The following is an 11701-nucleotide window of genomic DNA, read 5'->3' on the forward strand; positions in this document are numbered from 1 at the left end:
GAGCAGCAAACGCCCAGGCATCTCGACCCGAATCCATTTGCAAAATCGTAAATTTACCGGCGTAAAGCTATTGGCGTAAAGCTGCTGGCCTCCATCATGCGCGCTCTTTATGGTCGCGCCGTTCGTTCTTCCCGCGAAAGCTGTTCATGCATCTTCTCATTGGCCTAGCCGGTATCGCGCTGATCCTTTCCATTGCCTTCATCCTTTCCTCCGACCGCCGCGCCATCCGCCTTCGCGTCGTCGGCGCGGCGTTCCTGTTGCAGGCGGGCATCGCGCTGCTGGTGCTCTACGTGCCCGCCGGACGCGCCGTAATCGCGGGCATGTCGCGTGGCGTGTCGAACCTGCTCGGCTATGCGCAGGCGGGGACGGACTTCATCTTCGGTCCGCTCGCCAGGCCGGAGATCGGCGGCGCCAGCTTCGCCATCGCGGCGCTGCCGGTGATCATCTTCTTCGCCAGCCTGGTGTCTATCCTCTACCATCTGGGCATCATGCAGCAGGTGGTGCGCTGGGTCGGCGGCGCGATCGAGAAGGTGACGGGCGTGTCCAAGGTCGAGAGCCTGTGCGCCGCCGCCAACATCTTCGTGGGGCAGAGCGAGAGTCCGCTCGTCATCCGCCCTTATCTGGCGGGCCTGACCCCGCCGCAGCTTTTCGCCGTGATGACCAGCGGCATGGCGGGCGTCGCGGGCACGATCCTGGCCGCCTATGCCTCCATGGGGATCAAGATCGACTATCTGCTGGCGGCGAGCTTCATGTCCGCGCCCGGCGGCCTGCTGATGGCGAAGATCATGATGCCCGACGAGCCGGAGCGCGAACCCGAACTCCCCCTGGGCGATCATCCCGACATCGCCCTGCCCGAAAGCCGGATCGGCGACACCGGGCCTGCCGCTCTGCTGCCGGGCGGAACCCCCGGCGAGCCGATGCCCCCCGCCACCCATGACGAGGAAAAGCCCGCCAACCTCATCATGGCGGCCGCGCAGGGCGCGCAGACCGGCGTGAAGCTGGCCGTCGCGGTCGGCGCCATGGTGCTGGCCTTCGTCGCGCTGGTGGCGCTGGCCAACGGCATACTCGGCGGCATCGGCGGCTGGTTCGGCTATCCCGACCTCAGCTTCCAGCAACTGCTCGGCCATGCCTTTTCCCCGCTCATGGTTCTGCTCAACATTCCCTGGACGGAGGCGCAGGTGGCGGGCGGCCTGTTCGGGACCAAGGTCGTGCTCAACGAATTCGTCGCCTATATCAATCTCGGCCAGGTGCAGGGCGCGCTGTCTCCGGCGACCGTCGCCATCGTCACCTTCGCGCTGTGCGGCTTCGCCAATTTCAGCTCCATCGCGATCCAGATGGCGGTCACCGGCAATCTTGCGCCCAACCAGCGGCCGGTGATCGCCCGGCTGGGCCTGAAGGCGCTGGTCGCGGGCAGCCTTGCCAACCTCATGAGCGCGGCGCTGGCGGGCCTGATGCTCAGCCTGCGCTGATCGTTCCGACACTATAACGAAAGTTCTACCCGCAGCCTGCAAGATCGGTTATGGTTAACGCATGGGGGCGATACGCATATTCGGGCTGACGGTCTTGTCGGTCCTGTGGGCGGCGCCGGCCGCGGCGCAGGCGCCGAAGCCGGGCAAGCTGGAAAGCTACAAGGACTGGACCATCGGCTGCGACAATCGCAATCGATGCGAGGCCGTGTCGCTGCTGCCCGAAGGCGGCAACTGGCCCGATGCGCCGGTGATGCTGGGCATCGTGCGAGACGCGGGGGCGGACGCCGATCCCGAAATCTGGGTCAGCCGCGCAGCCAAGGGCCGGGAGACGCTGGATTTCCTGGTGGACGGCCGCAAGATCGCCAGCGTGACGAGCGTGAACGGCGAGGCAAGCGTCCAAGGCCCGCAGGCGTCCGCGCTGGCGATCGCCATGGCGAAGGGCGGCGGCATGGAGATCCGCGCCGGCGGCAGGCGCATCGACCGGCCGTCCCTGGCCGGCTCGGCTGCCGCGCTGCGCTATATGGACGCGAAGCAGGGCAGGGCGGGGACGGTGGCGGCCCTTGTCGCAACGGGCCTGCTTGCGCGCGGCGCCGTGCGTCCTGCGCCCCCACTCCCCACGATCCGGCGGGCCGCCGTGCCCGCGGGCGCTCAGCCGCCCGCGCTCTGGCGAGAGGAACTGACGGCGCTAGGCACCTTCACGGGTTGCGCGGATGAGATGAGGTCCGCGTCCTCTCCTCCCGAACTGCACCGATTGTCGAAGACGGAGACGCTGGTCCTGGTGCCCTGCGGTGCGGGGGCCTATAACTACACCTCCGTCCCCGTGATCGCGACCGGCATTCCTGGCCGACGCGTCTTCCGCTTCGCGGGCTTCGACTATCAGCCGGGCTGGAGCGAGGAGGCAGGCCATCCAATGCTGGTCAATGCGGACTGGGCGCCGGAAACGGCCACCCTGCAAAGCTATGCCAAGGGACGCGGCATCGGCGATTGCGGCGGCAGCGAGGCCTATGTCTGGGACGGCGCGCGCTTCCGCCTGGTCGAGGCGAGCGCGATGGGGGAATGCCGCGGCGCATGGCACTGGATCACCACCTGGTCCGCCAGGGTGACCGACTGAGCCGCCGGAGGCTTTCCCGCCCAACGCGCACCCCGTGTTCCTGCGAAGGCAGCAACCCAGATCGGACGGCGGAACTGGGTTCCTGCCTTCGCAGGAACAGCTTTGTTCTCTCGACATGAGAGCGGGTTTCGATCGCTTGCAATTCGCCCAAAGCATCCAATCAAATGCACGCCGTTCGTGCTGAGCAGGGGCTGAGCGAAGTCGAAGGCCCGTATCGTAGCACCTGCGCCAGGATCGGTCCTTCATGCGCCGCTTCGACAAGCCTGTCCTGCACCTGCGAAGGGTTCAGTGAACGGTTCCTAGTTATTGCTGGATGCTCTAAGCGCCCGCGAGGATCAGCGAGAACAGCCCTTCCGCGTCGCTCCATTCGCGCAGCGGCTCCCACCCGCCGGCGCGCAGCAGCAGCCTTTCGTCGCGGGCGCCATATTTATGGCTGCTCTCGGTATGGATCGTCTCCCCCTGCTCCATGCGGAAGCATTGGCCGGCGACGTGGAAATGGAGCGGCCGCACCGCCTCCAGATGCATTTCGATGCGCGCCTTGTCGTCGTTCCAGATGGCGCGATGGACGAAGCCGTCCAGCGGCAGGTCGCCCGCCAGCTCCCGATTGATGCGCGTGATCAGGTTGAGGTTGAACGCGGCCGTGACCCCGGCGGCATCGTCATAGGCGGCGACCAGCCGGTCGCGGTCCTTGATCCGGTCCATGCCGATCAGCAGCATCGCGTCCCCGCCCAGCAGCCGCCGCATCGCCCGCAGCAGGTCGACCGCCGCATCCGGCTCCATATTGCCGATGGTCGATCCGGGGAAGAAGCCCAGGCGCGGCAGCCCGTCGATCGCCGCCGGCAAGGCCAGTTCGCCGTTGAAGTCGCCCACCACCGGCAGGATGGGCAGGCCCGGAAAGGCCGACGCCAGTTCCGCGCTCGACGCGTGGAGGAAGTCGCCGCTGATGTCGATCGGCACATAGGCGGCCGGATCGATGGCGCGCAGCAGATGCGGTGTCTTGCGCGAACTGCCCGCGCCGAATTCCACCACGGCCCGACCGGCGCCGACGGCGGCGGCGAAATCCGCGCCATGCCGCTCCAGCAGGGCGGTTTCCGTGCGCGTCGGATAATATTCCGGCAGGTCGGTGATCGCCTCGAACAGTTCCGATCCCCGCCGGTCGTAGAACCAGATGGGCGGCGTCGCCTTGGGCTCGCGGGACAAGCCTTCGACGATGTCGCGGCGGAAGGCCGGATCGGGAGCGCGCAGGGCCGGCGGGACATCCTCGGTCAGCAGCATCGCGTCACAGATCCTTCGCCAGCCGCAGCCCGGTGAACTGCCAGCGTTGATGGGGGTAGAAGAAATTGCGGTAGCTGGGCCGCATATGGCCGCGCGGCGTGGCGCAACTGCCGCCCTTCAGCACGAACTGCCCGGACATGAACTTGCCGTTATATTCGCCCACCGCGCCTTCGGCGGCGCGGAAACCGGGATGGGGGCGATAGGCGCTGCCCGTCCATTCCCACACGTCGCCGTACATCTGCGTCAGCGCGGAGCCTCCGTCCGCGGCGCGGGGGCGGGGGCAGGCGGAGCCGTCCAACTGGTTGCCGCTGGTCGGCGCGACGTTCAGGGCGGCGCTTTCCCATTCCGCCTCGGTCGGCAGGCGCGCGCCCGCCCATCGGGCATAGGCGTCCGCCTCATAGAGGCTGACATGGCTGACCGGCGCGGCGGGATTGACCGGCTTGCGCCCGTCCAGGCCGAAGCGTGTCCAGCCCTGATCGCCCCGCCGCCAGTAAAGCGGCGCCTCTATCCGTTCGGCCTGCACCCAGGCCCAGCCGTCCGACAGCCAAAGGGCGGCGTCGGCATAGCCGCCATCCTCGATGAAGGCGATCCACTCGCCATTGGTTATCAGCCGGTGCGCCAGGGCATGGGGGTGCAGCACCGTCTTGTGGCGGGGCGTCTCGCAATCGAAGGCGAAGTCGCTTTTGCCGTCATCGCCGATCTCGACCAATCCCTGCCGACCCTCGATCCAGTGGAGGGGCCCGGCAGCGGCGCGGGCAGTGCGTTGGGCGCGTCGTAGAGCGCGGGTTCCAGCGGGTTCAGCGACAGCAGATGCTGCACGTCGGTGAGCATCAGTTCCTGATGTTGCTGCTCATGGTGGAGGCCCAGCAGCACCAGCGCCTGCGCATCGGGCATCAGCATCGGCAGGGCGGCGGCCAGCGCCCTGTCGACATGGGCGCGATAGGCGCGGATTTCCTCCAGCGTCGGGCGGGTGAGCATGCCCCGCATCGGCCGGGCGTGGCGTGGGCCTTCGGCCTCATAATAGCTGTTGAACAGATAGGCGTAATGCGGATCGAAGGGCGCGTAGCCCGGCACATGGTCGCGCAGGACGAAGCATTCGAAGAACCAGCTCACATGCGCCAGGTGCCATTTGGCGGGGGACGCGTCGGGCATGGACTGGACCGTCGCATCCGCGTCCGACAGCGGCGCGGCGAGCGCTTCGCTCAATCCCCGGACCTCGCGATAGCGGGTGACGAGGTCGATCTGGCCCGGTGCTGTCCGGCTTCTTGCCATGCATGCCCCTTCGATACGGTTGCGCCGCTCTCACGGAATAATCGCATGAAGGGGCGGATCGGTTCCGGCCCGGCCTTTGGCCATATTGCTTGTCGGGACGATGGGAATGGCTGGACAAGGCGGCGCCGCTTGCCCAAATGATGAGCCTGTCATGACCAAGCGCATCCTTCTCATCGTTTCGGGCGGCATCGCCGCCTACAAGTCGCTGGAACTGGTGCGGCTGCTGCGCAGGCGCGGCATCGCGGTGCGGGCGGTGCTGACGGAAAGCGCGCAGAAATTGGTGACGCCGCTGTCGCTGGGCGTGCTGACGGAGGATCATGTCTATGGCGACATGTTCGACCTCAAGGAAGAACGCGAGATCGGCCATATCCAGCTTTCGCGGCAGGCCGACCTGGTGGTGGTCGCGCCCGCGACGGCGAATATCCTGGCCAGGATGGCGGGCGGCATTGCCGACGATCTGGCGACGACGCTGCTGCTGGCGACCGACAAGCCGGTGCTCGCCGTCCCCGCCATGAACGTGCGCATGTGGCATCATGCCGCGACCCGGCGGAACGTCGCGCAACTCAAGGCCGACGGCGTGCATGTGATGGAGCCGGACAGCGGGGAGATGGCCTGCGGCGAATTCGGCAAGGGCCGCCTGCCCGATCCGGAGGCGATCGCGGCGGAAGTGGAGCGGCTGCTCGCCCGGCCGCCCGCCGCCGATCCGCTTGCCGGGCAGCCGGATTTCGAGGCGGCCGATGCGCCGCTCGCGGGACGGCATGTGCTGGTGACGGCCGGGCCGACGCATGAGCCGATCGACCCGGTCCGCTACATCGCCAACCGATCCTCCGGTAAGCAGGGCTTCGCCATCGCGGCGGCGGCGGCGCGGGCCGGGGCGCGGGTGACCTTGGTGGCGGGGCCTGTGCATCTGCCCACGCCGCCCGGCGTCACCCGCGTGGATGTGGAGACGGCGCGGGAGATGCTGGCCGCCGTAGAGCAGGCCTTGCCCGCCGATGCCGCGATCATGGTGGCGGCCGTGGCCGACTGGCGCGCGGCCGACGCGGCTGATCAGAAGCTGAAAAAGGATGGATCGGGGAAGCCGGCGCCCCTCGCCCTGGTGGAAAATCCCGATATTCTCGCCACTCTGGGCAGGCATGCGAAGCGTCCCGGCCTGCTGGTCGGCTTTGCCGCCGAAACGCAGAAGATCGCCGAACATGCGCAGGCTAAGCTGGCGCGCAAGGGGGCCGACTGGATCGTCGCCAATGACGTGTCCGGCCCACCCGGCTCAAGCGTGATGGGCGGCGATTCCAACAGCGTGCACATCGTTTCGAAGGACGGCGTCGAAAGCTGGGACCATCTGCCCAAGGATGCCGTCGCCACCCGCCTGATAGAAAAGGTCGCCCATGTCCTCTCCGCTTCCGCCCATTGAAATCCGCCTGAAGCGCTTGCCCCATGGCCGGGGCCTGCCGGCGCCGGCCTATGCCACGGCGCATGCGGCGGGGATGGACGTCGTGTCGGCGGAGGACGTCATCCTGGCGCCGGGCGGCCGGCATGCGGTCGCGACGGGTTTCGCCATGGCCATCCCGGAAGGCTATGAGGTGCAGGTGCGGCCGCGCTCCGGCCTGGCGCTGAACCATGGGATCAGCCTGCCCAACACGCCCGGCACGATCGACGCGGACTATCGGGGCGAGTTGAAGGTCATATTGATCAATCTGGGCGAGGAACCCTTCGTGATCGCGCGGGGCGACCGGATCGCGCAACTGGTCGCCGCGCCGGTGCAGGCGGCGCGCTTCGCCGAAGTCGAGGAACTGGACGAGACGGTCAGGGGCGCTGGCGGCTTCGGGTCGACGGGGGTGCGCGCCCGATGACGCCCCTGCCCCTCACGGACGATCAGCTTGAGCGCTATGCCCGGCATATCGTGCTCAAGGAGATCGGCGGCGCGGGGCAGGCGCGGCTGCTGTCCGCCGATGTGGCGATCATCGGCGCGGGCGGGATCGGCAGCCCGGCCATCCTCTATCTTGCGGCGGCGGGCGTCGGCACGATCCGGGTGATAGACGACGATGCGGTCGCCCTCTCCAATCTCCAGCGGCAGGTTCTGTTCGGCACCGCCGAAATCGGCGCGGCGAAGGCCGAAAGCGCGATGGCGGCGGTTGCGCGGCTCAATCCCGACGTGAAGCTGATCCCGATCAACGCCCGCATCGATGCAGGCAATGCCGCGCTGATGCTGCGGGATGCCGATGTCGTGCTGGACGGCTGCGACAGTTTCGCCACCCGGCTGGCGGTGGCCGATTGCACGCAGAAGCTGCGGATTCCGCTCGTCTCGGCGGCTGTCGGGCCGTTCGAGGGGCAGTTGGCGACCTATCGCGGCTGGGAAGCGGGCAAGCCCTGCTATCGCTGCCTCGTCGGCTCGCCGGAGGACGCGCCGGAGCGGAACTGTTCCGAAACCGGCGTGATCGGCGCGCTGACGGGCGTGATGGGCAGCCTGGCGGCGCTGGAGGTGATCCGCGCCCTGGTTCCCTTTGGCGAGGATATGGCGGGGCGCCTGCTGCTCGCCGACCTGTTGTCGATGCGGTTTCGCACCGTGGCCGTGCCGAAGGATCCCGCCTGCCGGTGTTGCGCCGTGGAACTATGCGCGAGCTGAGGATCGTCGTCGCGACGGCGGATGCCGAGCGGCTGCGCGGCGCATTGGTGATCGCTGCGGCTCAGGCGGCGCTGGGCGGCGGCGCGGCGGTGTTCCTGCAACTGGATGCGGTGGGATTGCTGCGCATGCCCGTGGAAGCGCCCCGCGACGAAGCGCATCGGGCTGCGGGGCTGCCTTCGCTGGCGATGGTGATCGAAGAGGCGCTGGGATTGGGCGTCACCCTGCTCGCCTGCCAGAGCGGACTTGCGCTGTGCGGAATGACTGCCGATGATCTGCCCAAGGGCGTCGAGGTCGGCGGGCCGGTCGGATTCCTGCAACAGACCGGCGAAGAGGCCCGACTGATCCTTGCCTGAAGGCGTGGAACCACCGCCCTGCCGCCGATCCTTGGGGCGCATGATCAAAACAGACGGCCAATTCGTTGCATGGCAGGAACGATCGGGTTCACAGCGGGTTCAAGCCCTGCCACCTACACTCCTCATCCTGAACAACCGGAGATGATCGCATGAAGCGCATGTTTGCGCCCCACGGCCTGACGCTGGCTGCCCTGACCCTTGCCGTCGCGCCCTTTGCGGCGCCGATGATGCCGGCCGCCGCGCAGGCGGGCCAGTCGGACCTGTCCAGAGTCAACGCCTATATCCGCGCCGTCACCACCATGATCGCCGATTTCGCCCAGACCGACCGCAACGGCCAGACGCTGACCGGCCGGCTTACGATCAAGCAGCCGGGCAAGATCCGTTTCCAATATCAGAAGGGCGTGCCTTTGCTGATCGTGGGCGACGGCAAGGCGCTGACCATGATCGATTATGAGGTGCGCCAGGTGCAGCGCTGGCCGATCGGCAATTCGCCGCTGGGCGCGCTGATCGATCCCAACAAGGATCTGTCGAAATTCGGCAAGGTGATCCAGACCGGCGATCCGACCGTTCTGTCCGTCCAGGCGCGCGACCCCAGGCGGCCCGAATATGGCACCATCACCATGATCTTCAAACGCGATGCGGGCAGCCCGGCGGGCCTTCAGCTTTACGGCTGGGTGGCGCTGGATTCGCAGAACAACCGGACGGCGGTGAAGCTCAGCAACCAGCGCTATGGCGTGCCGGTGGCCGATTCCGCCTTCCGCTGGACCGATCCGCGACCCAAGGGACGCTCGGCCGGCGGCTAAACGGGCCACAGGCGCGACGGGCCGAAAACTTTTCGGAATCGTTCATCTGAGGCTCATATCCCGGACCCTAAAAGGAACTCCACGGCGAGAGACGAAACCGGGATTTCCCCCCTGTTACCCGGAACCCCGCTCCCGCCGCAAAGCGCTTCAAGGGCGCGATCGAGGCCCCCGTTCCATGCCCCCGGAGCGGGGGCCTTTTCGTTTGGGCCGGAATTTGGCCAGGCCGGGCTGCAATAGCGGCTTTCTGCGCTTCCGGTGCTCACGACCTTCAAGGTCGCTGCGCGCCGGTTCTGGAAATCCACTATTTTCGCTCCGCCCTGGCCAAATTCCGGCCCAAACGGTCACATCCTTGCGCCCTTGCGCCGGGCGGCGGAGACTCCTAGTGGATCAGCATGTCTCAGACGCTCAGCATCGCTTCGTGGAATATCAACAGCGTTCGTGCCCGGCTCGACATTGTCGAGCGCTTTCTGACGGAAGAATCGCCCGACATATTGTGTCTGCAGGAAACGAAGGTGGTGAACGACACCTTCCCGGCGGGGCTGTTCCGGCAACGGGGCTATAATCATCAGGTGCTGAACGGACAGCCGATGCACCATGGCGTGGCGATCCTGTCGAAGATTCCGATCCGGGAGGACGACCGGCTCGACTGGCAGGCCAATGGGGAGGCGCGCCATGTCGGCGTGCGGCTGGACAATGGGGTCAGGATCGAGAATGTCTACGTGCCCGCCGGCGGCGACGTGCCGGATCGGGAGGTCAATCCGAAATTCGGGCAGAAGCTCGACTTCCTGGAGCGCATGATCCAATGGTCCTCCACGCTGGAGGACAAGCCGACCATCCTGACCGGCGATTTCAACATCGCGCCGATGGAATGCGACGTGTGGAGCCACAAGCAGCTTTTGAACGTCGTCAGCCATACGCCCATCGAATGCGAGATTCTGGCGCGCTTGCAGGAATCGAACGATTGGGTCGACATCGGCCGCAAATTCTACCCCGCGCCGCAGCGGCTCTACACCTGGTGGAGCTATCGCGCGCGCGACTGGGCGGAATCGGATCGCGGACGGCGGCTCGACCATATGTGGATGACGCGGGACGTCGCGGAAAAGGCGGTCAGCCACCGCGTCGTCGAGCCGATTCGCGGCTGGTCGCGGCCGTCCGACCATGTGCCGATCATCACGGAATTCGCCTTCTGATGGGCGCTCGTGACGCCGCACGCGCCATCGATGCGCTGCGCCGGGGTTGGCCCGTGCGGGTGCAGGCCCCCGACGGCGCGTTGCGGCTGATGGCGGTGGAAGGGGCCGACGCGGTGACGCTTGCCGCCTTCGATCCGGGCGCCCGGGCCGACATACTGATCTCCGCGGCGCGGGCGCAGACGCTGAAGCTTGCCAACCAGATCGCGGCGGCCGATCCCGACATGCCGGTGCTGGTGGCGCGGGCGCCGTGGATCGATGCCGACGTGGCGACGGCGATTTCCGATCCGGTGCTGGACCTTGCCTCGCCGCTGAAGGGGCCGTTCATGGCGAAGCCGCTGGCAGCGCCGCTGGCGGCCAAGGCGGCGCTGCGGCTGGCGCGGCTGGCGGGCATATTGCCTGCCTATTTCGCGACGGTGGATGGAGAGGTTGAGGCGGAGGTCGGCGCCGACGATGTCGACGCCTATGACGACGCCGTGCATCTGGATATTGCGACGCGGGCGAGGTTGCCGGTATCGGCCAGCGAAACCGCCGAGATCGTCGCCTTCCGCAGCCCGGACGAACCGCGCGAGCATGTGGCGCTGATCGTCGGCCAGCGCGATTCATCGCCGCCGGTGATCCGGCTGCACAGCGAATGCCTGACCGGCGATGTTCTGGGGTCGCTGAAATGCGATTGCGGGCCGCAATTGCATGAGGCGCTGCACCAGATCGCGGATTCCACCTGGGGCATATTGCTCTATCTGCGGCAGGAAGGGCGGGGCATCGGTCTCGTCAACAAGCTGCGCGCCTATGCCTTGCAGGATCAGGGATTCGATACGGTCGACGCCAATGTGCGGCTGGGTTTCGCCATCGATGCGCGGGATTTTTCCGTGGCGGCGCGGATGCTGGACCTGCTGGGGGTGGGGGAGGTGCGGCTGCTCACCAACAATCCCAACAAGGTGACGGGGCTGCAAGCGGCGGGAATCAAGGTGGCGGAACGGCTGCCGATCATCCTGCCCGCCAATCCGCATAATGAACGCTATCTCGCCACCAAGCGGGACCGGACCGGGCACCAGCTATGAGCGTCGTCCGCGTCGATGCGGACGCGGGGCGTCTTTCCTTCGGCGACTTGGCCATGCCCTGCACCATCGGGCGTGGCGGTTCCTGCGCGGCGGCGGACAAGCGGGAAGGGGACGGGTGCACGCCGCTGGGCGTCTGGCCGATCCGGGGCGTGCTGCTGCGGCCGGGCAAGGTGGAGGCGGCGGGCATCCGCCTGCCGTGGCGCTGGTTGCGGGAGGGGGATGGCTGGTCCGACGATGTCGCCGATCCGGCCTATAACCGGCCGGTGCATCTGCCGGGTGCCTTTTCGGCGGAAGATCTGCTGCGGGACGATGATGCTTATGATGTGATCGTGGCGCTGGGGCATAATGACGCGCCGCCGGTGCCGGGGCGGGGGAGCGCGATTTTCTTTCACCTTTCCGAAGGGAGGCCCACCGCCGGATGCGTGGCGGTGGAGCGGGCGGATATGCTGCGGTTATTGCCGTTGCTGGCGCCGGGTGATGTGATGGAGATTGTCAGCCTATCCCACCCCCGTTCGCCCTGAGCTTGTCGAAGGGCTTTTCTTTATTTGAA

The 11701-nt window shown here is 67.1% G+C and carries 11 protein-coding genes and 1 pseudogene; 10 read left to right on the top strand and 2 right to left on the bottom strand.

Translation table 11 applies throughout. From position 1 onward, the window contains the following. Nucleotides 1-146: 146 nt before the first annotated feature. Both SIDU_RS16105 and SIDU_RS16110 read left to right on the top strand, forming a co-directional pair. Entirely contained in the window at nucleotides 147-1469 is a 1323-nt protein-coding gene (locus SIDU_RS16105) for a NupC/NupG family nucleoside CNT transporter (RefSeq protein ID WP_007689384.1), read from the top strand. A gap of 61 nt (nucleotides 1470-1530) precedes the next feature. After that, on the top strand, nucleotides 1531-2580 hold the full coding sequence (locus SIDU_RS16110; protein ID WP_007689385.1) for a DUF1176 domain-containing protein: 1050 nt from the start codon (nucleotides 1531-1533) through the stop codon (nucleotides 2578-2580). A 318-nt stretch (nucleotides 2581-2898) separates the two neighbouring features. Here SIDU_RS16110 and egtD read toward each other — a convergent pair whose 3' ends face one another. Continuing rightward, complete coding sequence (gene egtD / locus SIDU_RS16115; protein WP_007689386.1) at nucleotides 2899-3855, bottom strand: L-histidine N(alpha)-methyltransferase; 957 nt, start codon at nucleotides 3853-3855, stop codon at nucleotides 2899-2901. Between the two features lie 4 nt (nucleotides 3856-3859). Beyond that, nucleotides 3860-5127 (bottom strand): annotated as a pseudogene (gene egtB / locus SIDU_RS16120) (ergothioneine biosynthesis protein EgtB). 151 nt (nucleotides 5128-5278) lie between these two features. Between egtB and coaBC the strand changes: the two are divergent. From coaBC to SIDU_RS16160, 8 genes are all read left to right on the top strand, one after another. Continuing rightward, the gene (gene coaBC, locus SIDU_RS16125) at nucleotides 5279-6535 is read left to right on the top strand and encodes a bifunctional phosphopantothenoylcysteine decarboxylase/phosphopantothenate--cysteine ligase CoaBC (RefSeq protein ID WP_007689397.1); all 1257 of its coding nucleotides are present in this window, start codon (nucleotides 5279-5281) and stop codon (nucleotides 6533-6535) included. Continuing rightward, entirely contained in the window at nucleotides 6510-6974 is a 465-nt protein-coding gene (dut, locus tag SIDU_RS16130; protein ID WP_007689398.1) for a dUTP diphosphatase, read from the top strand. Before coaBC ends, dut begins: the two co-directional genes overlap by 26 nt. Continuing rightward, entirely contained in the window at nucleotides 6971-7747 is a 777-nt protein-coding gene (locus SIDU_RS16135; protein ID WP_007689400.1) for a HesA/MoeB/ThiF family protein, read from the top strand. Before dut ends, SIDU_RS16135 begins: the two co-directional genes overlap by 4 nt. Continuing rightward, nucleotides 7735-8100: a DsrE family protein gene (locus tag SIDU_RS16140; RefSeq protein WP_007689402.1), complete on the top strand. Its 366-nt coding sequence runs from the start codon at nucleotides 7735-7737 to the stop codon at nucleotides 8098-8100. The genes SIDU_RS16135 and SIDU_RS16140 overlap by 13 nt, the downstream gene beginning before the upstream one ends. A 149-nt stretch (nucleotides 8101-8249) precedes the next feature. Further along, nucleotides 8250-8903 carry a LolA family protein gene (locus SIDU_RS16145; protein WP_007689404.1) on the top strand — a complete coding sequence of 218 codons (654 nt, stop codon included), beginning with the start codon at nucleotides 8250-8252 and terminating at the stop codon, nucleotides 8901-8903. Nucleotides 8904-9295: 392 nt separating this feature from the next. Beyond that, a complete protein-coding gene (xth, locus tag SIDU_RS16150; protein ID WP_007689405.1) occupies nucleotides 9296-10093 on the top strand; it encodes an exodeoxyribonuclease III in 798 nt (265 codons plus the stop codon). Then, a complete protein-coding gene (ribA, locus tag SIDU_RS16155) occupies nucleotides 10093-11151 on the top strand; it encodes a GTP cyclohydrolase II (protein WP_007689407.1) in 1059 nt (352 codons plus the stop codon). The genes xth and ribA overlap by 1 nt, the downstream gene beginning before the upstream one ends. Then, nucleotides 11148-11672, top strand: coding sequence for a L,D-transpeptidase family protein (locus SIDU_RS16160; protein WP_007689409.1), 525 nt, complete (start codon nucleotides 11148-11150; stop codon nucleotides 11670-11672). The genes ribA and SIDU_RS16160 overlap by 4 nt, the downstream gene beginning before the upstream one ends. The last annotated feature ends 29 nt before the right edge of the window (nucleotides 11673-11701 follow it).

It is taken from the genome of Sphingobium indicum B90A (genome assembly GCF_000264945.2).
GTDB classification, from domain to species: Bacteria; Pseudomonadota; Alphaproteobacteria; order Sphingomonadales; family Sphingomonadaceae; genus Sphingobium; species Sphingobium indicum.

Bases quoted from the DNA above. Each gene is read 5' to 3' on its own strand.
- SIDU_RS16105 (WP_007689384.1), top strand. From the start codon at position 147: ATGCATCTTCTCATTGGCCTAGCCGGTATCGCGCTGATCCTTTCCATT.
- SIDU_RS16110 (WP_007689385.1), top strand. From the start codon at position 1,531: ATGGGGGCGATACGCATATTCGGGCTGACGGTCTTGTCGGTCCTGTGG.
- egtD (WP_007689386.1), bottom strand. From the start codon at position 3,855: ATGCTGCTGACCGAGGATGTCCCGCCGGCCCTGCGCGCTCCCGATCCG.
- coaBC (WP_007689397.1), top strand. From the start codon at position 5,279: ATGACCAAGCGCATCCTTCTCATCGTTTCGGGCGGCATCGCCGCCTAC.
- dut (WP_007689398.1), top strand. From the start codon at position 6,510: ATGTCCTCTCCGCTTCCGCCCATTGAAATCCGCCTGAAGCGCTTGCCC.
- SIDU_RS16135 (WP_007689400.1), top strand. From the start codon at position 6,971: ATGACGCCCCTGCCCCTCACGGACGATCAGCTTGAGCGCTATGCCCGG.
- SIDU_RS16140 (WP_007689402.1), top strand. From the start codon at position 7,735: ATGCGCGAGCTGAGGATCGTCGTCGCGACGGCGGATGCCGAGCGGCTG.
- SIDU_RS16145 (WP_007689404.1), top strand. From the start codon at position 8,250: ATGAAGCGCATGTTTGCGCCCCACGGCCTGACGCTGGCTGCCCTGACC.
- xth (WP_007689405.1), top strand. From the start codon at position 9,296: ATGTCTCAGACGCTCAGCATCGCTTCGTGGAATATCAACAGCGTTCGT.
- ribA (WP_007689407.1), top strand. From the start codon at position 10,093: ATGGGCGCTCGTGACGCCGCACGCGCCATCGATGCGCTGCGCCGGGGT.
- SIDU_RS16160 (WP_007689409.1), top strand. From the start codon at position 11,148: ATGAGCGTCGTCCGCGTCGATGCGGACGCGGGGCGTCTTTCCTTCGGC.